The sequence below is a fragment of the Pseudomonas sp. PK-RTE-24 genome, assembly GCF_054052265.1.
This window is the reverse complement of record NZ_CM133224.1, coordinates 4559891-4580673: the sequence shown is the minus strand read 5'-3', so window position 1 is coordinate 4580673 and position 20783 is coordinate 4559891. Positions and strand designations below refer to the sequence as shown.

Genomic DNA, 20783 nt, shown 5'->3' with positions numbered 1-20783 from the left:
CGCTCCCACAGAAGTATGCGGGGAGAACAAGAGTCGATGAACCTCTCCGGCCCTTTCATCAAACGCCCCGTGGCAACCATGCTGCTCTCCCTGGCAATCATGTTGCTCGGTGGGGTCAGCTTCGGGCTGTTGCCGGTATCGCCGTTGCCGCAGATGGATTTCCCGGTGATTGTCGTCCAGGCCAGTCTGCCGGGCGCCAGTCCCGAGGTGATGGCTTCGACGGTGGCGACGCCGCTGGAGCGGTCGTTCGGTGCGATTGCCGGCGTCAATACCATGAGCAGCCGTTCCAGTCAGGGTTCGACGCGGGTCATTCTGCAGTTTGACCTCGACCGCGACATCAACGGCGCGGCGCGGGAAGTGCAGGCGGCGATCAACGCCTCGCGCAATCTGCTGCCGAGCGGGATGCGCAGCATGCCGACCTATAAAAAGGTCAACCCGTCGCAGGCGCCGATCATGGTGCTGTCGCTGACTTCGGATGTGCTGGAAAAAGGCCAGCTCTACGACCTGGCCTCGACCATCCTCTCGCAAAGCCTGTCGCAAGTGCAGGGCGTCGGTGAAGTGCAGATCGGTGGCAGTTCGCTGCCGGCGGTGCGCATCGAGCTCGAACCGCAGGCGCTGAACCAGTACGGCGTGGCCCTCGACGATGTGCGCAAGACCATCGCCGACGCTAACGTGCGCCGGCCCAAGGGCTCGGTCGAGGACGGCGAGCGCCTGTGGCAGATCCAGGCCAACGACCAGTTGGAGAAAGCCAAGGATTACGAGTCGCTGATCATTCACTACGCCGATGGCGCCGCGTTGCGTCTCAAGGACGTGGCGAAAGTCAGCGATGGCGTCGAAGACCGCTACAACAGCGGTTTCTTCAACGACGATGCGGCGGTGCTACTGGTGATCAACCGTCAGGCCGGCGCCAACATCATCGAGACGGTCAACGAGATCAAGGCGCAGTTGCCGGCGCTGCAAGCGGTGCTGCCGGCCAGCGTCAAACTCAATCTGGCCATGGATCGCTCGCCAGTGATCAAGGCCACGCTGCACGAAGCCGAAATGACCTTGCTGATCGCCGTCGCTCTGGTGGTGCTGGTTGTGTATCTGTTTCTGGGTAACTTCCGCGCCTCGCTGATCCCGACGCTGGCGGTGCCGGTGTCGCTGGTCGGTACCTTTGCGGTGATGTACCTGTACGGGTTCTCGCTGAACAACCTGTCGCTGATGGCGCTGATTCTCGCCACAGGTCTTGTGGTGGACGACGCCATCGTGGTGTTGGAGAACATTTCCCGGCATATCGACGAAGGCGTCAAGCCGATGCAGGCCGCGTACCTTGGGGCCAAGGAAGTCGGTTTTACCCTGCTGTCGATGAACGTCTCGCTGGTGGCGGTGTTCCTGTCGATCCTGTTCATGGGCGGGCTGGTCGAAAGCCTGTTTCGCGAGTTTTCCATCACCCTGGCGGCGGCAATCGTGGTGTCGCTGGTGGTGTCCCTGACGCTGACACCAATGCTCTGCGCGCGCTGGCTCAAGCCGCACACGCCGGGCCAGGAAAACCGCCTGCAACGCTGGAGCCACAAGACCAACGACTGGATGGTCGGCAAATACGCCACCAGCCTCGACTGGGTATTGCGTCATCGCCGTCTGACCTTGTTCAGTCTGCTGCTCACCGTTGGCGTCAACATTGCGCTGTATGTGGTAGTGCCGAAAACCTTCCTGCCGCAGCAGGACACCGGCCAGTTGATCGGTTTCGTGCGTGGCGACGACGGTCTGTCGTTCAACGTCATGCAGCCGAAAATGGAAACCTTCCGCCGCGCCGTGCTCAAGGACGAAGCGGTGGAAAGCGTGGCCGGCTTCATTGGTGGTAACAACGGCACCAACAACGCCTTCATGATCGTGCGCCTGAAACCGATCAAGGAGCGCCAGCTGTCGGCACAGAAAGTCATCGAGCGTCTGCGCAAGGAAATGCCCAAGGTGCCCGGGGCGCAGTTGATGCTGATGGCCGACCAGGACCTGCAATTTGGCGGCGGCCGCGAGCAGACCAGTTCGCAATACACTTACATCCTGCAAAGCGGCGACCTCGCCGAGCTGCGCAAGTGGTTCCCGAAAGTGGTCACCGCGTTGCGCGCTTTGCCCGAGCTGACCGCCATCGATGCCCGCGAAGGTGCCGGGGCGCAGCAGGTGACACTGATTGTCGACCGGGATCAGGCCAAGCGCCTGGGGGTCGACATGAACATGGTCACCGCCGTGCTCAACAACGCTTACAGCCAGCGGCAGATTTCGACGATCTACGACAGCCTCAATCAGTATCAGGTGGTGATGGAGGTCAATCCGAAATACGCCCAGGATCCGGTGACGCTCAAGCAGGTCGAGGTGATTACCGCTGACGGTGCGCGCGTGCCGCTGTCGACGTTCGCCCATTACGAAAACAGCCTGGAAAACGACCGCGTCAGCCATGAAGGCCAGTTTGCGTCCGAAAGCATTTCATTTGATATGGCCGAAGGCGTGACCGTGGAGCAGGGGAGTGCCGCCATCGAACGAGCGATCGCCAAGGTCGGTTTGCCGGAGGATGTGATTGCGAAAATGGCCGGCACCGCTGACGCCTTCGCCGCGACGCAGAAGAGCCAGCCGTTCATGATCCTCGGTGCATTGCTGGCGGTGTATCTGGTGCTCGGTGTGCTGTATGAAAGCTACATCCACCCGCTGACCATTCTCTCGACCTTGCCCTCGGCCGGGGTTGGCGCGTTGCTGTCGATCTATGCATTGGGGGGCGAGTTCAGCCTGATTTCCCTGCTGGGGATATTCCTGCTGATCGGCGTGGTGAAAAAGAACGCCATTCTGATGATCGATCTGGCGCTGCAATTGGAGCGTCATCAGGGCCTGTCGCCGCTGGAGTCGATCCGCAGCGCCTGTCTGCAACGCTTGCGGCCGATCCTGATGACCACGCTGGCGGCGATCCTCGGCGCCTTGCCGTTGCTGCTCGGCCGCGCCGAGGGTGCGGAAATGCGCCAGCCGCTGGGCCTGACCATCATTGGCGGCCTGGTGTTCAGCCAGGTCCTGACCCTCTACACCACCCCGGTGGTTTACCTTTATCTCGACAAGCTGCGCCATCGCTTCAACAAATGGCGTGGCGTGCGTACTGATGCCGCTCTGGAAACTCCGCTATGACTGACCGTTCGCTTATCCAATTGGCCACCGTCCGCGGCTCGCGCCTATTGAGCCTGTCGCTGTGCGTGGCGCTGCTCAGCGCTTGCGCAGTCGGCCCGGACTACCAGCGCCCGCAAACTGCCGAAATCGCTCAGTTCAAGGAAGCCGAAGGCTGGCGTCAGGCCAATCCCAGCGACTCGCTGGCCCGGGGCGCCTGGTGGGAGTTGTACGGCGATCGGCAGCTCAACGCCTTGGTGGAAAAACTCAACAGCTCCAACCAGACCGTCGCCCAGTCCGAAGCGCAGTTTCGTCAGGCGCAGGCTTTGGTGCGCAGCGCGCGCGGGGCGTTTTACCCCAGTGTCGACCTGAGTCTGGGCAAGAACCGCTCCAGTCAGGGCACCGGCAGCAGCAGTTCGAGCCTGAGCAGTTCCTCAAGCGGTATTCGTGATACCTACACCGCGCAACTGGGCGTCAGTTGGGAAGCCGATGTCTGGGGCAAGCTGCGCCGTGGGCTGGAGGCGGATGAGGCCAACGCCCAGGCGAGTTTTGCCGATCTGGCGGCGATGCGTCTGAGTCAGCAGTCGGAGCTGGTGCAGAACTACCTGCAACTGCGCGTCATCGATCAGCAGAAGCGTTTGCTTGAAGCCACGGTTGCCGCTTACGAGCGATCACTGAAGATGACCCAGAACCAGTACCGCGCCGGGGTTTCCGGGCGCGATGCGGTGGCGCAGGCGCAAACCCAGTTGAAAAGCACCCAGGCCGATCTGGTCGACCTGATCTGGCAGCGCGCACAGTTTGAAAACGCCATTGCCGTGCTCACTGGCGAAGCCCCGGCCAACTTCAGCATCGCCGAAACCCAGAACATCCCGAATCTGCCGCAAGTGCCGTTGAGCCTGCCTTCACAACTGCTGGAACGCCGTCCTGACATCGCTTCGGCCGAGCGCTCTGTGATCGCCGCCAACGCCAATGTCGGCGTGGCGAAGGCCGCGTATTACCCGGACCTGACCCTGAGCCTGAGCGGCGGCTACAGCAGCAGTACCTCGAAAAACCTGATCAGCCTGCCGAACCGTTTCTGGTCGGTCGGCCCGCAGCTTTCTCTGCCGCTGTTCGACGGCGGCATTCGTTCGGCCGAGGTTGACCGCAGCGAGGCGGCCTATGACGAAACCGTCGCGCGCTACCGCCAGACCGTGCTCGACGGTTTCCGCGAAGTGGAAAACTACCTGGTGCAGCTCAAGGTGTATGAGGACGAAGCGGCAGTGCGCCAGGAAGCGCTGGATGCTGCCCGCGATTCTCTGCGCCTGACGGAAAACCAGTACAAGGCCGGGCTGATTGCCTATATCGACGTGGTCGTGGTGCAAGCCACGGCGCTGAGCAACGAACGCAGTGTGCTGAATATTCTGCAGAACCGACTGATCGCCAGCGTGCAACTGATCGCCGCGCTGGGCGGCGGCTGGGACGGCCAACTCGACGTCAGCGACAACCGCTGAACCTGTGGGAGCGAGCCTGCTCGCGAAAGCGGTGGGTCAGGCAACTACGATGGTGGCTGTGCCGACGCCTTCGCGAGCAGGCTCGCTCCCACGGGGATTTTTGTCTGGCATGAGATCGCTTTCACAGGGTGAGGTTAAAGCCCACCGCAGAGCCTTGTAGGACGATCGAACAAGCGTTTCATCGGCTTGATGGCAATTTGGTTACTTTGTCAGTGCGTTCTTCCGCGCAATCAGTACAATCGCCGCATTTGCCCGACCGAGAATGGAAGCAGTACGGTTTCGGCTTGTCACGAGAACGTCCATGCTCATCGGCAGCTACTCCTTCACCCTGGTTTTCATTTCGTTGTGCGTGGCCATTCTGGCTTCCTACACGGCGCTCGATCTCACCGGACGCATTGCCACGGCTAAAGGCCGGGCCGTGCATTTCTGGACGGCGGGCGGGGCGTTGGCGATGGGCGTTGGCGTCTGGTCGATGCATTTCATCGGCATGCTCGCCTTCAAATTGCCGATCGACCTGGGCTACGACTTCGCCCTCACTGCGCTGTCGCTGCTGATCGCGGTGCTGTCCTGCGGTTTCGCCTTGTGGCTGGTCAGCCAACCGAAACTGCCACTGGCGCAATTGGCTTTCGGTGCGCTGATCATGGGTTCGGGCATCAGCGCCATGCACTACACCGGCATGGCCGCGCTGCGCATGACACCGGGCATCGATTACGACCCGACCCTGTTCAGTGCCTCCCTGCTGATCGCCGTCGGCGCCTCGGCAGCGGCTTTGTGGATTGCCTTTCGCCTGCGCCAGCAATCGCCCTATGTACGGCTGATTCGCGCCGGCGCGGCGGTAATCATGGGGGTGGCGATTGTCGGCATGCACTACACCGGCATGGCTGCTGCGCAATTTCCTGACGGCAGTTTCTGCGGCGCGACGCTCAATGGCTTGAAAGGCAACGGCCTCGATAGCCTGGTCGTGGTCACTACGCTGGCGGTGTTGTCGATTGCCCTGTTGACCTCGATTCTCGACGCCCGCCTCGAAGCGCGCACGGCTGATCTGGCGCACTCGCTGACGGTGGCCAACCGCGAACTCACCCAACTGGCCCTGCACGATCCGCTGACCAGTCTGCCCAACCGCATGCTGCTCGACGACCGCATCAATCAGGCGATCAAAAAGGTGCAAGAGCAGGGTGGCTGCTTCGCCTTGATGTTCATCGACCTCGACGGCTTCAAACCGGTCAACGACGCATTCGGCCATCACATGGGCGACCAATTGCTGCGCGAGGTCGGCGCGCGTCTGCGTGAAGACTTGCGCAGCCAGGACACTCTTGCGCGGATCGGCGGCGATGAGTTCGTTCTGCTGGTGCGTTTGAGCGAGCCCAATGACGCCTTGAGCCTGGCTGCGCGTCAGGTCAGCCTCATCGGTCGCACGTTCCGCGTCGCTGAACATGATCTGCAGATTTCCGCCAGCGTCGGCATCGCCCTGTACCCGGGCAACGGTGACAACGCCCAGGAACTGCTGATGAACGCCGATGCTGCGATGTACCACGCCAAGGGCGGCGGCAAGAACGGCTACAGCTTCTTTGATGCGTCGATGAACACCAACGCGCGCAAACAATTGCAACTGTTACAGGACCTGCGCGCGGCCATCGAGCACAACCAGTTCTGCCTGCATTACCAGCCCAAATTCGACGCCGCCAATGGCCGCCCGGTCGGTGCCGAAGCGCTGCTGCGCTGGAAGCATCCGCTGCATGGCATGCTGATGCCGGATAAATTCATCGATCTGGCGGAGAAAACCGGGCTGATCATTCCGATGGGCGAATGGGTGCTCAACGAAGCCTGCCGGCAGATGCGCGAATGGTACGTGCTCGGTTACACCGACTGGCGCATCGCCGTGAACCTCTCGGCCTTGCAGTTCTGCCATGCCGGGCTGGTGCAAAGCGTGGCCAAGGCGCTGGCAACCCACCACTTGCCGGCCAACAGCCTGACTCTGGAAATCACCGAGACCACGGCCATGAGCGACGCCGATGCGAGCATGACCGTGCTGCAAGAGCTGTCGGACATGGGCGTCGACCTGTCGATCGACGACTTCGGCACCGGTTATTCCAGCCTGATGTACCTCAAACGTTTGCCGGCCAATGAGCTGAAGATCGACCGCGGTTTCGTCCGCGATCTGGAGCATGACAGCGATGATGCCGCAATCGTCTCGGCGATCGTTGCGCTGGGGCAGGCCCTGGATTTGCGGATTGTCGCCGAAGGTGTCGAAACCGGCGCGCAACAGGACTTCCTGACCAAACTGGGCTGTGATTCACTGCAGGGCTATCTGCTCGGCCATCCGATGCCGGCGGAGCGCTTCATGCAGGACATCGTGCGTGGGCAACGGCTGGCGGTGGTCTGAGATACCGAGTCATCGTTCTTCGCGAGCAGGCTCGCTCCCACAGGTGATCGCATTCCCTTGTGGGAGCGAGCCTGCTCGCGAAGGCGCTTGTGCAAACACCATAGAACTCATGCAAAAGCCATGAATGGCAGTTATTCTTCCCCCGACTGTTACGTGTGCACGTGGGGGAAGGCCAGCATGGATAAAGTCATTGTCATCACCGGGGGCGGGCGCGGAATCGGCGCGGCTACGGCATTGCTGGCAGCCGAACAGGGCTACCGGATCTGCATCAACTACCAGTCGGATGAGCAGGCCGCACACAGCGTACTCGAACAGGTTCGAGCCTTGGGCGCGCAGGCCATCGCGGTTCGCGCCGATGTCAGCATCGAAGACGAAGTGATCGCGATGTTTCATCGCGTCGACACCGAACTGGGCCGTGTCACCGCGCTGGTCAATAACGCCGGCACCGTCGGGCAGAAATCGCGGGTCGATGAGATGTCCGAATTCCGCATCCTCAAAATCATGAAAACCAATGTGCTGGCGCCGATCCTCTGCGCCAAGCACGCGATCCTGCGCATGTCGCCCAAACACGGCGGGCAGGGCGGCAGCATCGTCAACGTCTCCTCGGTCGCGGCACGCCTCGGTTCGCCGAACGAGTACGTTGATTACGCCGCATCCAAGGGTGCGCTCGACACCTTCACTATCGGTCTGTCGAAAGAAGTCGCGGGTGAGGGCATTCGCGTCAATGCCGTGCGTCCGGGTTACATCTATACCGACTTCCATGCGCTGAGCGGCGACCCGGATCGGGTCAGCAAGCTCGAATCGGCGATTCCCATGGCCCGGGGCGGGCGGCCGGATGAAGTAGCGGAGGCGGTTGTCTGGTTGCTGTCGGACAAGGCATCGTATGCGACCGGGACGTTTGTTGATTTGGGGGGTGGGCGGTAAACCGGTGGGTTTGCAGTGTTAAAACCGGCCTCTTCGCGAGCAGGCTCGCTCCCACAGTGGATTTGTGAATACAGACCCCATGTGGGAGCGAGCCTGCTCGCGAAGGGGCCAGTCCAGACAACATCTATCCCTCAGAACGACCGCACAATCCGCCCCAACGTCTCCATGGCCTTTTCCGATTCCTCGGTCCAGGGGCTGCCGTAATTCAACCGAATGCAATTCCTGAAGCGCTGGGTCGGCGAGAATATCGGCCCCGGCGCGATGCTGATGCCTTGTGCCAGTGCCATCTGAAACAGCTTCAGCGAATCCATCTGCTCCGGCAATTCCAGCCACAGAAAGTAGCCGCCCGCCGGTTGGCTGACCCGGGTCTGCGCCGGAAAGTAGCGGGCAATCGCCGCGAGCATCGCGCTCTGTTGTTCTTCCAGGGCATAACGCAGTTTACGCAGATGCCGATCGTAGCCGCCGTGTTGCAGATAATCGGCGATAGCCGCTTGCGCCGGCATCGAAGCGCACAGTGAGGTCATCAGCTTCAGCCGTTCGATTTTCTGCGCAAAACGCCCGGCCGCCACCCAGCCGATGCGATAACCGGGCGCGAGACTTTTGGCGAACGAGCCGCAATGCATGACCAATCCTTCGGTATCAAAAGCCTTGGCCGGTTTTGGCGCCTGTTGCCCGTAATAAAGCTCGGCGTAGACGTCGTCTTCGATCAACGGCACCTGATGCTGACGCAGCAGTTCGACGAGTTCCTGTTTCTTCGCCTCGGGCACAGTCGCGCCCATCGGATTCTGGAAACTGGTCATGCACCAGCAGGCCTTGATCGGGTGACGTTCGAGGGTTTGCGCGAGCACACCGAGATCGATGCCGTCACGCGGATGCACGGGTATTTCCACGGCTTTTAGCTTCAAGCGTTCGAGCACCTGCAGGCTGGCGTAGAACGCCGGGGCCTCGATGGCCACCAGATCACCGGGCTCGGTCACCGCTTGCAGGCACAGGTTCAGCGCTTCGAGGGCACCGTTGGTGATGAGCAATTCTTCCATCGGCAACATCAGCCCGCCGACCATGTAGCGCAGGGCAATCTGCCGGCGCAGTTGCGGATTGCCCGGCGACATATCGGTGACGACCATGCGCGGATCCATCTCCCGCGCGGCGCTGGCCAGGGAGCGCGACAGGCGTTGCAGCGGGAACAGCGTCGGGCTGGGGAAGGCCGAGCCGAAGGGCACGGTGTTGGGGTCTTTGATCGAATCGAGTACCGAGAACACCAACTCGCTGACGTCGACTTCGGTGGATTCGTTGACCTGGCTGCTGATTACCGGCTCGGAGAATGTGCTCGGCGTATGGGCGTTGACGAAGTAACCGGAGCGCGGCCGGGCGCGGATCAGGCCACGGCGTTCGAGCAGGTAATAGGCCTGGAACACCGTGGACGGGCTGACGCCGTAGTTCTGGCTGGCGTAGCGCACCGACGGCACCCGCTGGCCGGGGCCGAGGACGCCGGAGCGGATCAGTTCAGCGATGTCGTCGGCGAATTTTTCGTAGCGTTTCATCGGTGGGCCTTGGTGGACTTGATTTTGTGGGGTGTCAGGGAAGGAGCCCTCACCCTAGCCCTCTCCCAGAGGGAGAGGGGACTGATTGGGGGATGCTGATGAAATATGCCGACCTGACAGTGCTTTGCCGAATCCATAATCGACTCGGTCTTTCAGGTCGATGCATAGCGACAGACACCTCGGTCGGCTCCCTCTCCCTCCGGGAGAGGGGACTGATTGGGGGATGCTGATGAAATACGCCGACCTGACAGTGCTTTGCCGAATCCATAATCGACTCGGTCTTTCAGGTCGATGCATAGCGACAGACACCTCGGTCGGCTCCCTCTCCCTCCGGGAGAGGGGACTGATTGGGGGATGCTGATGAAATACGCCGACCTGACAGTGCTTTGCCGAATCCATAATCGACTCGGTCTTTCAGGTCGATGCATAGCGACAGACACCTCGGTCGGCTCCCTCTCCCTCCGGGAGAGGGCTGGGGTGAGGGCAGCAATGCCAAATTCTCAACGATTTATCGGTGCCACAAACCGGCTCTTCGCCACGCTGTATACCTGCGGCTCGTCACTGTCTTCAATCCTGAAACTCAATGTCTGCGAACTGCTCGCCGGGCGCTCGGTGGTCATCGCCACCGACACCGGCACATCGACAATCTCTCCCGGCGCCAGGCTCAGGGCCGTTTTGCCCTGCAACTCAAACCCGTCGCCATCAACCAGACTCAACCGGTATTCCTGTCGCTGCTGAGTCTTGTTGATCACTTTCAGCGAATAAATATTCTCGATCTGCCCCTGAGCGTTCTCGCGGAACAACCCGCGATCCTTGGTCACGTCCAGCGACACCATCGGCCGCTCGATCAATGCCAGCGCCAACGCTCCGATCATCACCAACAACACCGCCGTATAGCCAATCAAACGCGGACGCAGCAGATGGGTTTTGCCGCCCTGCAATTCGCGCTCGGAACTGTAGCGGATCAGGCCGCGCGGGTAATGCATTTTGTCCATGATCGAATCGCAGGCGTCGATGCACGCTGCGCAGCCGATGCATTCCATTTGCAAGCCATCGCGGATGTCGATGCCGGTCGGGCAGACCTGCACGCACAACTGGCAGTCGATGCAATCACCCAGGCCGGCTTCGACCGGGCGCACATCACGCTTGCGCGGACCACGGTTTTCGCCACGGGCGGCGTCGTAGGCAATGGTCAGCGTGTCCTTGTCGAACATCACACTCTGGAACCGCGCATACGGGCACATGTGCATGCACACGGCTTCACGCAGCCAACCGGCGTTGATGTAGGTGGCGGCGGCGAAGAACAGCACCCAGAACAGACTGACGCCACCGATCTGCAGGGTCAGCAAATCTTCAGCCAGCGGCCGGATCGGGGTGAAGTAACCGACGAAGGTCAGGCCGGTCATCACGCTGATCGCCAGCCACAACGTGTGCTTGGCGGCGCGCCGCGCCAGTTTGTTCAGGCTCCACGGCGCCGCTTGCAGCTTGATTCGCTGGTTGCGCTCGCCTTCGGTGATCTTCTCGCACCACATGAAGATCCACGTCCACGAACTCTGCGGGCAGGTGTAACCGCACCAGACGCGACCGGCGAACACGGTAATTGCGAAGAGTCCGAACGCAGCGATGATCAACAATGCTGAGAGCAGAATGAAATCCTGCGGCCAGAACGTCGCGCCGAAGATGTGGAATTTGCTCTCCGCCAGATCCCACAGCACCGCCTGCCGACCGCCCCAGTTCAGCCACACGGTGCCGAAGAACAGCAGGAACAGAAACCCGGCACCGCTTAAACGCAGATTGCGGAACAGGCCGGTGAAACTGCGGGTGTGGATTTGCTTGTCGGTGGATCCGGCAGTCGCCTTCAGTGGGCGTGCGGGTACGCTTCTTATCGTCGGCGCTGCTTCTACGGTTCGGACGGGGATTTGCTCGCTCATGTTCGTTCGCTCATCAGCCTCCATCAGGCCGATGCACTATGAGCGCCGATCTGTTTGCAGAACAGACTCAGGTTTGGCAATAAAAAGCGGATCAGATGGGGTTTGGCGCAATCCCTGCGACAACTTGAAGCATCAGGGTGGGCGCGGCGCAAACGCCTATTGCAGGCGCCTGCGCCGGGTGTTGATCGAGATCAATCAAACCACCGAATCACTGTCATCGGCCTTCAGATGTTTGCGCCCGTCCTTGGCCCCGGCGACGGTCAAGACATCGGCTTCTGCTTCGGTGATGTAGGCGCGTTTGCCTTCGATTTCCACGAACGACATGGCTTTTTCGCTATCGGTCTCGACTGTCAACGTGTCGCAGATACGGATTTCCTCACCATGCTCGACGGTGAAAAAACACACTTTCTGCTCAGGGTTGGATTCATCGATTCGAACGGTCATGGCGGCAGTCCTTTCAAGTGAGGTCTGCACGTTAGGAAACGCAGCGCGCAGTTCGTTCTGCGCAACCGATTAATGGTCGCTGTTGTCCATCGCTTATCAAGCCAATAACAAGGGAAGCACGATGGAAGACTGGTGGGATGAAGTGTGGGCCACGATGCAAGCCGAATTTGCCGATATCGGCGACGCCTCGCAAATGACCCGGATCACCGTACGCCTGCTGATGGCGGCGATTCTCGGCGGGATACTCGGATTTGAGCGCGAGCATAAAGGCAAGGCAGCGGGCGTGCGCACGCACATGCTGGTGGCGTTGGGCGCTGCGCTATTCGTGTTGGTGCCGCAGACCTCGGGCGCAGAATCCGATGCCATGAGTCGGGTCTTGCAGGGTGTGATTGCCGGGATCGGCTTTCTCGGCGCCGGCACCATTCTGAAAAATCAGCAGGGCGACGAGGCCCATGTCAAAGGCCTGACCACGGCGGCGGGCTTATGGATGACGGCGGCGATCGGCGTGGCGGCGGGGCTGGGCAAGGAAGCGACGGCATTGCTCAGTACCATTCTGGCACTGGCGATTTTCAGCGTGATGCCTTACGTGGTGAGAGTGTTCGAAAAGGATGTCGACAAGAATGACCACCTCTGACTTCCCGCCGGCTGATGATCGTTGCCTGATCGTTCCCACGCTCCGCGTGGGAATGCAGCCCGGGACGCTCCGCGTCCCTTCTGGAGCCGAACGCGGAGCGTCCGTTGAGGCATCCCCACGCGGAGCGTGGGAACGATCAGGGGGGCAGGGTCAGACGATCACTGGCGGCATCGTATTCGGTGGCTCTTCTTTCGGCGGTGGCGTGGTGCCGGGTGGCTCTTGCTCGGGCACCGGTGGCGGCTCGGTATCCGGCAGGGTGGGTTTGTCGATGTTCGGATCAGGCGTTTCCGCCGGGATCGGGATGTTCATCTGATGACCTCCGTATGGCACATGGCGTGGGACGTGCTTAAGTAAGTTGACCCGGCCACGGCAAATTCGATCCGCCGGTTTGTCTTGTTAATTTCATCTGAACTTTTCCCCGCGCCGGTTGCTCGGAACCTAAGTGAGTTCATGACAGGGCCGGCGCTTTGTCGCGAATACTGTTCCGGCACAAGAGCGTCCTTGGGGCGTTAAGGAGAGATGCTCAATGACTGCTGAAAGACCTTCAGAGCTGAGTTACAACCCGCACATGCCATTGTCGCAGGCGTTGCTGCTGCCTCGAATCGTTATCGAAAACACCATGCCGACCCTCGACGGCGGCCAGTTTGCCGTCAAGTCGGTTGCCGGACGCGAAGTGGTGGTGACCAGCAAAGTGTTTGCCGACGGCCATGACAAGCTCGCCGTACGCATCCGCTGGCGCGAAGAAGGCCAGGAAACCTGGCAGACCGAGGTCATGTCCGATCAGGGCAACAACACCTGGCAAGGCCAGTTCCGCCCGCAAGAGCAGGGCCGCTATCTGTATTGCATCGAAGCGTGGATCGACCATTTCGCCAGCTTCCAGTACGAACTGGAAAAGAAGCACAACGCTGCTGTGCCGGTTTCCCTGGAGCTGCAGGAAGGCCGGACCATGGTGCAACAGGCCGCAGAACGCAGCGAAGGTCAGCTCAGCGAGCAGCTTGCCGCGCTGCACCATGAATTGTCCGGCCTGCTCGAAACCGAGCAGGTTGCGCTGTTTCTGCACTCGCGCAGTGCAGAGCTGATGGCTCAGGCCGATCACCGCGCCTACCTCAGCATCAGCGCCGAATTCCCCATGGACGTCGAGCGCGAACTCGCCGAGTTCGCCAGTTGGTATGAGCTGTTTCCGCGCTCGATCACCGACGATCCTCAGCGTCACGGCACTTTCAACGACGTGCACTCGCGTCTGCCGATGATTCAGGACATGGGCTTCGACGTGTTGTACTTCACGCCGATTCACCCGATCGGCCGCGCCCACCGCAAGGGCCGCAACAATTCCCTGACTGCTGGCCCGGATGATCCCGGCAGCCCGTATGCGATTGGTAGCGAAGAGGGCGGCCACGAGGCGATTCACTCGCAGCTCGGCACCCGTGAAGATTTCCGCCGGCTGGTGGCTGCCGCCGCCGATCACGGTCTGGAAATCGCTCTCGACTTCGCCATCCAGTGCTCCCAGGACCACCCGTGGCTCAAAGAGCATCCGGGCTGGTTCAACTGGCGCCCGGACGGCACGATCAAATACGCCGAAAACCCGCCGAAGAAATACCAGGACATCGTCAACGTCGACTTCTATGCGCCGGATGCAATTCCGAGTCTATGGGTCGAGTTGCGCGACATCGTTGTCGGCTGGGTCAAGGAAGGTGTGAAGATCTTCCGCGTCGACAACCCGCACACCAAACCGCTGCCGTTCTGGCAATGGTTGATCGCCGATGTGCGCACGCTGTATCCGGAAGTGATTTTCCTCGCCGAGGCCTTCACCACGCCGGCGATGATGGCGCGTCTGGGCAAGGTCGGTTATTCGCAGAGCTACACCTATTTCACCTGGCGCAATACCAAGGCCGAGCTGGCGGAATATTTCACCGAACTCAATCAGTCGCCGTGGCGCGAATGCTACCGGCCGAATTTCTTCGTCAATACCCCGGACATCAACCCGGCGTTTTTGCATGAGTCGGGGCGTCCCGGTTTCCTCATCCGCGCTGCCTTGGCAACGATGGGCTCGGGCCTGTGGGGTATGTATTCCGGCTTCGAGTTATGCGAATCGGCACCGGTGCCGGGCAAAGAGGAATACCTGGATTCGGAGAAATACGAAATCCGCGTCCGCGACTTCACCGCGCCGGGCAACATCATTGCCGAGATCGCTCAGCTCAACCGCATCCGCCGGCAGAACCCGGCGCTGCACACCCATTTGGGCCTGAAGATCTACAACGCCTGGAACGACAACATTCTGTACTTCGGCAAGCGCAGCGCCGATGGCAGCAATTTCATTCTGGTCGCGGTCAGCCTCGATCCGCATAACGTGCAGGAAGCGAATTTCGAACTGCCGCTGTGGGAAATGGGCCTGCCGGACGATGCCACCACCCATGGCGAAGATTTGATGAACGGCCATCGCTGGGACTGGCACGGCAAGTATCAGTTCATGCGCATCGATCCGGCGTATCAGCCGTTCGGGATTTGGCGGATTACCGCTTCGTAACATTTGCACCGCCTCCGTGGCGAGGGGATTTATCCCCGTTGGGGCGCGCAGCGGCCCCTGTTTTCAAGCTGCACCGCGTTAACAATTTGCGACTGCTGCGCAGCCGAACGGGGATAAATCCCCTCGCCACAGGGGCTCACCAATGCTAGCTCCTCGGTGTATCAGAGAATTTTTCAGGAGTTCCACATGGCGAAGAAACCCAAGGCAGCCGCCTTCATCAAAGACCCGCTCTGGTACAAGGATGCGGTGATCTATCAGGTTCACGTCAAATCGTTTTTCGACTCCAACAATGACGGGATCGGTGACTTTCCCGGGCTTATCGCCAAACTCGATTACATTGCCGACCTCGGCGTCAACACCATCTGGCTGCTGCCGTTCTATCCCTCGCCACGTCGCGACGACGGTTACGACATCGCCGAATATCGTGGCGTGCACAGCGACTACGGGACCATGGCCGACGCCAAGCGCTTCATCGCCGAAGCGCACAAACGCGGGCTGCGGGTGATCACCGAGCTGGTCATCAACCACACCTCCGACCAGCACCCTTGGTTCCAGCGTGCGCGTAAAGCCAAGCCGGGTTCAGCGGCGCGGGATTTCTACGTGTGGTCCGATGACGATCAGAAATACGACGGCACGCGGATCATCTTCCTCGACACCGAAAAGTCCAACTGGACCTGGGATCCGGTCGCTGGCCAGTACTTCTGGCACCGCTTCTATTCGCACCAGCCGGATCTGAACTTCGACAACCCGCAAGTGATGAAAGCCGTGCTGTCGGTGATGCGTTACTGGCTCGACATGGGCATCGACGGCCTGCGCCTCGACGCGATTCCGTACCTGATCGAGCGCGACGGCACCAACAACGAAAACCTGCCCGAGACCCACGACGTCCTCAAGCAGATCCGTGCCGAGATCGACGCCAACTATCCCGACCGCATGCTGCTGGCCGAGGCCAATCAGTGGCCGGAAGACACCCAGCTGTATTTCGGTGACACCGACGCTGCTGGCGTCAATGGTGACGAATGCCACATGGCCTTCCACTTCCCGTTGATGCCGCGCATGTACATGGCGCTCGCGCAGGAAGATCGCTTCCCGATTACCGACATTCTCCGGCAGACCCCGGAAATTCCGGCGAATTGCCAGTGGGCAATTTTCCTGCGCAACCACGATGAACTGACCCTGGAAATGGTCACCGACCGTGAGCGCGATTACCTGTGGAACTACTACGCGGCTGACCGTCGCGCGCGGATCAACCTCGGTATTCGCCGTCGTCTCGCACCGTTGATGGAACGCGACCGTCGCCGCATCGAACTGCTCAACAGCCTGCTGCTGTCGATGCCCGGCACGCCGACCCTGTACTACGGCGACGAAATCGGCATGGGCGACAACATCTACCTCGGCGACCGCGACGGCGTGCGTACGCCGATGCAGTGGTCGATCGACCGCAACGGCGGTTTCTCCCGCGCCGATCCGGCCAGTCTGGTACTGCCGCCAATCATGGACCCGCAGTATGGCTATCAGTCGGTCAACGTCGAAACCCAGTCCGGCGATCCGCACTCGTTGTTGAACTGGACGCGCCGTCTGCTGGCGGTGCGCAAGCAGTCGAAAGCGTTCGGCCGTGGCACCTTGAAAATGCTCTCGCCGAGCAACCGTCGCGTGCTGGCTTACACCCGCGAATACACCGATGCCGACGGCAAGCACGAAATCATTCTGTGCGTGGCGAACGTCTCGCGCAGTGCGCAAGCGGTCGAACTGGACCTGTCGGCGTATGTCGGCATGGTGCCGGTGGAAATGCTCGGTGGTAACGCGTTCCCGCCGATCGGTCAGTTGAATTTCCTCCTGACCCTGGCGCCGTACGGTTTCTATTGGTTTGCACTGGCGGCAGAAAACCAGATGCCGAGCTGGCACGTCGAGCCGGCGCAGAGCCTGCCGGACTTCACCACGCTGGTGCTGAAAAAGCGCATGGAAGAACTGCTCGAAGCGCCATCGCGGACGACGCTGGAGCAAAGCATCCTGCCGAGCTGGCTGCAGAATCGTCGCTGGTTTGCCGGCAAGGATGCGGCGATCGAGAAGGTCAATCTGGCTTACGGCGTGCGCTTCGGTGACGCCCAGCACCCAGTGCTGCTCAGCGAAATCGAAGTCACCAGTGGCGGCCAGACCAACCGTTATCAGCTGCCGTTCGGCTTCATTGGCGAAGACCATGTCGGCCCGCCGTTGCCGCAGCAATTGGCGCTGTCGCGTGTACGCCGTGTGCGTCAGGTTGGCCTGATCACCGATGCGTTCACCCTGGAAACCTTCGTCCGCGCCGTTCTGCAAGGCATGCAGAACAACACCGTACTGGAGTCGATCGAAGGCGAAATCCGCTTCGAACAGACAGATCATCTGGAAAAACTCGGCCTCGGCGCCGAGTCGGATGTGCGCTACCTGTCGGCCGAGCAATCGAACAGTTCAGTGGTAATCGGCAACAGTCTGGTGCTTAAGCTGATACGCAAAGTCGCTTCTGGCGTACACCCGGAACTGGAGATGAGCGCTTACCTGACCGAGGCCGGGTTTGCCAATATCTCTCCACTGCTCGGTTCGGTGATTCGCCGCGACGCGCAAGGCGAAGACAACTTGCTGATGATCGCCCAAGGCTATCTGAGCAATCAGGGTGACGCATGGGAATGGACGCAGAACAACCTGGAACGGGCGCTGCGCGATGAACTGGCCGACGCCATGTCCGAGCAGGAGCAGCATTACAACGCCCTCGGCGAGTTGAAGGACTTCGCCGGCATGCTTGGTCAGCGTCTGGGCGAGATGCATCAGGTGCTCGCTGCGCCAACCGACAATGCCGACTTCGCGCCGCAAGTGTCGTCGAGCAAGGACATGGCCACGACAGGCAAGGATGTCACCGCCCAGGTCGAACACGCCCTGAAACTGCTCAAACAGCATCAAGGCGAGTTGAATGCGTCGGATCAGAAACTGGTCAAGCGTCTGCTCGACGAGAAGAAAACCATTCTTGCCCATGTGCAGGATCTGGCGAAGAAAGCCACCGGCGGCTTGCGCATTCGGGTGCATGGCGACTTGCATTTGGGCCAGGTGCTGGTGATCAAGGGCGACGCCTACCTGATCGACTTCGAGGGCGAACCGGCGCGGCCATTGAGCGAGCGTCGCGGTAAACACAGCCCGTACAAGGACGTCAGCGGCGTACTGCGTTCGTTCGATTACGCAGCGGCGATGACCATCAATGTGCATAACGTTGATAACAGCGTCGAAGCCGAAGCGGCGCGTAAACGTGTCGCCGAGCGTTATCTGCGCGAAGCACGCGAGGCATTTGTTCAGGCATACCGCGAGGCAGCAGCTAGTCTTGAGCATGCCTGGCAGGATCCTCAGGGTGCCGACGCCGCGCTGGCGTTGTTCGGCCTGGAAAAAGCCGCTTATGAAGTGGCCTACGAGGCGGAAAACCGCCCAACGTGGCTGCCCGTGCCATTGCACGGCTTGTATGGATTATTGACAGGGCTTAAACCCTTTTCCGATCTTGGTGGAGAGTAGTCATGAGTTTCTCGAACAAGGAACAGGGTGTGGTAAAGGAAGCATTGTTACCCTCGGCACGCGACATTGATGCCTTGGTACGCGCCGAGCATCAGGACCCGTTTTCCATTCTCGGCCCGCACGGCGATGGCGCCGGCGGGCAGTTCATCCGTGCCTATTTGCCAGGTGCGCTGAGTGTGACGGTGCTGGACAAGGACAGCGGCGAAGAGCTTGGCCCGCTGGAGATGACCGAGACGCCGGGGCTGTTTGTCGGCCATTTCGATCAGGCGCGACCGTACCTGTTGCGCACGCGCTGGGCCGGTGGCGAGCAGGTTGCCGAAGACCCGTACAGCTTCGGCCAGTTGCTCGGCGAGATGGATTTGTATCTGTTCGCCGAGGGTAACCACCGCGACCTCAGCGCCTGCCTCGGTGCGCAGCTGAAGACCGTTGATGGCGTGGACGGTGTGCGCTTTGCCGTGTGGGCACCGAATGCCCGCCGTGTTTCGGTGGTCGGCGATTTCAACGTCTGGGACGGCCGTCGCCACCCGATGCGGCTGCGTCATCCGTCCGGTGTCTGGGAACTGTTCATCCCGCGTCTGCAAGCGGGGGAGTTGTATAAGTACGAAATCCTCGGCGCCCACGGCATTCTGCCGCTCAAGGCCGACCCGATGGCACTGGCCACCAGCCTGCCGCCGGACACCGCTTCGAAAGTTGCCTCGCCCCTGCAGATCGACTGGCAGGATCACGACTGGATGAGTTCCCGTCAGGATCGCCAGCAGCGCTCCAAACCTCTGTCGATCTACGAGTTGCACGCCGGTTCCTGGCAGTGCGAGCTGGATGATCTCGGCGAGGTCGCGCGCCAGTACACCTGGCCGGAACTGGCCGAGCGCCTGATTCCATATGTCAAAGAGCTGGGTTTCACCCACATCGAACTGATGCCGATCATGGAGCACCCGTTTGGTGGTTCCTGGGGCTATCAGTTGCTTTCGCAATTCGCGCCGAGTGCGCGTTATGGCACGCCGGATCAGTTCGCCGAGTTCGTCAACGCCTGTCACCAGGCCGACATCGGGGTGATTCTTGATTGGGTGCCGGCGCATTTCCCCACCGATACCCATGGTTTGGCGCAGTTCGACGGCACCGCGCTGTACGAATACGGCAACCCGCTGGAAGGCTTCCATCAGGATTGGGACACGCTGATCTACAACCTTGGTCGCACCGAAGTGCACGGTTACATGCTGGCCTCGGCGCTGCACTGGCTGAAACACTTCCATATCGACGGCCTGCGTGTCGATGCGGTGGCTTCGATGCTGTACCGCGACTATTCGCGCAAGGCTGGCGAATGGGTGCCGAATCGCCACGGCGGTCGGGAGAACCTGGAGGCCATCGACTTCCTGCGGCATTTGAACGACGTGGTTGAGCTGGAAGCGCCGGGTGCGCTGGTGATTGCCGAAGAGTCCACCGCCTGGCCCGGCGTCAGTCAGAGCACCCAGCAGGGCGGTCTCGGGTTTGCCTACAAATGGAACATGGGCTGGATGCACGATTCGCTGCATTACATCCAGCAGGATCCGGTGTACCGCGCCCATCACCACAACGAGTTGAGCTTTGGTCTGGTCTACGCTTGGTCGGAACGATTCATCCTGCCGATTTCCCACGACGAAGTGGTGCACGGCAAGCACTCGTTGATCGACAAGATGCCTGGCGATCGCTGGCAGAAGTTTGCCAATCTGCGCGCCTATCTGAGCTTCATGTGGACGCATCCGGGCAAAAAGCTTTTGTTCATGGGCTGCGAGTTCGGCCAATGGCGCGAGTGGAACCACGATCAGCAGCTGGACTGGTACCTGCTGCAGTATTCCGAGCACAAGGGCGTGCAGAAACTGGTTGGCGATCTCAACCGGCTGTATCGCGAAGAGCCGGCGCTGCACGACCAGGACGATGCGCCGCAGGGCTTCCAGTGGTTGATTGGCGACGATGCGATAAACAGCGTTTACGCGTGGTTGCGCTGGAGCAAGGATGGCTCGCCAGTGCTGGTGGTTGCCAACTTCACCCCGGTACCGCGCCAGGCGTATCGGGTCGGCGTGCCGTTTGCCGGGCGCTGGACCGAGCTGTTCAACAGTGACGCCGACATTTATGCCGGCTCCAACTATGGCAATGGCGGCGGAGCGTTGACCGAAGAAGTGCCAAGCCATGGTCAGTCGTTGTCGCTGGAACTGAATCTTCCGCCGTTGGCGGTGTTGATCCTTAAGCCGCACGGCTAGCACCTGTGGGAGCGAGCCTGCTCGCGAAGG

The 20783-nt window shown here is 60.7% G+C and carries 12 protein-coding genes; 8 read left to right on the top strand and 4 right to left on the bottom strand.

Translation table 11 applies throughout. The annotated features are described in order from the left end of the window. The first annotated feature begins 36 nt into the window (after positions 1 to 36). The 4 genes from ACV8MC_RS20485 (at position 37) to ACV8MC_RS20470 (ending at position 7917) form a co-directional block, all read left to right on the top strand. Entirely contained in the window at positions 37 to 3144 is a 3108-nt protein-coding gene (locus tag ACV8MC_RS20485; RefSeq protein WP_071172349.1) for an efflux RND transporter permease subunit, read from the top strand. Beyond that, a complete protein-coding gene (locus tag ACV8MC_RS20480) occupies positions 3141 to 4610 on the top strand; it encodes an efflux transporter outer membrane subunit (protein WP_041480998.1) in 1470 nt (489 codons plus the stop codon). Before ACV8MC_RS20485 ends, ACV8MC_RS20480 begins: the two co-directional genes overlap by 4 nt. A 301-nt stretch (positions 4611 to 4911) precedes the next feature. Beyond that, positions 4912 to 6993 carry a putative bifunctional diguanylate cyclase/phosphodiesterase gene (locus ACV8MC_RS20475; protein WP_041480997.1) on the top strand — a complete coding sequence of 694 codons (2082 nt, stop codon included), beginning with the start codon at positions 4912 to 4914 and terminating at the stop codon, positions 6991 to 6993. Positions 6994 to 7170: 177 nt separating this feature from the next. Beyond that, complete coding sequence (locus ACV8MC_RS20470; protein WP_457263247.1) at positions 7171 to 7917, top strand: SDR family oxidoreductase; 747 nt, start codon at positions 7171 to 7173, stop codon at positions 7915 to 7917. Between the two features lie 131 nt (positions 7918 to 8048). Here ACV8MC_RS20470 and mapR read toward each other — a convergent pair whose 3' ends face one another. The 3 genes from mapR to ACV8MC_RS20455 form a co-directional block, all read right to left on the bottom strand. Beyond that, positions 8049 to 9458: a GntR family transcriptional regulator MpaR gene (gene mapR / locus ACV8MC_RS20465; RefSeq protein ID WP_457263245.1), complete on the bottom strand. Its 1410-nt coding sequence runs from the start codon at positions 9456 to 9458 to the stop codon at positions 8049 to 8051. Between the two features lie 500 nt (positions 9459 to 9958). Continuing rightward, the gene (gene ccoG / locus ACV8MC_RS20460; protein ID WP_457263244.1) at positions 9959 to 11389 is read right to left on the bottom strand and encodes a cytochrome c oxidase accessory protein CcoG; all 1431 of its coding nucleotides are present in this window, start codon (positions 11387 to 11389) and stop codon (positions 9959 to 9961) included. A gap of 195 nt (positions 11390 to 11584) precedes the next feature. After that, complete coding sequence (locus tag ACV8MC_RS20455) at positions 11585 to 11833, bottom strand: DUF3203 family protein (protein WP_056785796.1); 249 nt, start codon at positions 11831 to 11833, stop codon at positions 11585 to 11587. A 121-nt stretch (positions 11834 to 11954) separates the two neighbouring features. Here ACV8MC_RS20455 and ACV8MC_RS20450 point away from each other — a divergent pair, with 121 nt between their 5' ends. Further along, positions 11955 to 12467 carry an MgtC/SapB family protein gene (locus tag ACV8MC_RS20450; RefSeq protein ID WP_056785798.1) on the top strand — a complete coding sequence of 171 codons (513 nt, stop codon included), beginning with the start codon at positions 11955 to 11957 and terminating at the stop codon, positions 12465 to 12467. A 150-nt stretch (positions 12468 to 12617) separates the two neighbouring features. Here the strand turns inward: ACV8MC_RS20450 and ACV8MC_RS20445 are convergent, their stop codons facing one another. After that, the gene (locus ACV8MC_RS20445) at positions 12618 to 12776 is read right to left on the bottom strand and encodes a hypothetical protein (protein ID WP_167351302.1); all 159 of its coding nucleotides are present in this window, start codon (positions 12774 to 12776) and stop codon (positions 12618 to 12620) included. A 217-nt stretch (positions 12777 to 12993) separates the two neighbouring features. Between ACV8MC_RS20445 and ACV8MC_RS20440 the strand changes: the two genes are divergently transcribed. From ACV8MC_RS20440 to glgB, 3 genes are all read left to right on the top strand, one after another. Then, the gene (locus ACV8MC_RS20440; protein WP_150635389.1) at positions 12994 to 14991 is read left to right on the top strand and encodes an alpha-1,4-glucan--maltose-1-phosphate maltosyltransferase; all 1998 of its coding nucleotides are present in this window, start codon (positions 12994 to 12996) and stop codon (positions 14989 to 14991) included. Between the two features lie 186 nt (positions 14992 to 15177). Next, the gene (treS, locus tag ACV8MC_RS20435) at positions 15178 to 18519 is read left to right on the top strand and encodes a maltose alpha-D-glucosyltransferase (RefSeq protein ID WP_457263241.1); all 3342 of its coding nucleotides are present in this window, start codon (positions 15178 to 15180) and stop codon (positions 18517 to 18519) included. A 2-nt stretch (positions 18520 to 18521) separates the two neighbouring features. Beyond that, positions 18522 to 20753, top strand: coding sequence for a 1,4-alpha-glucan branching protein GlgB (glgB, locus tag ACV8MC_RS20430; protein ID WP_457263240.1), 2232 nt, complete (start codon positions 18522 to 18524; stop codon positions 20751 to 20753). Positions 20754 to 20783: the final 30 nt, after the last annotated feature.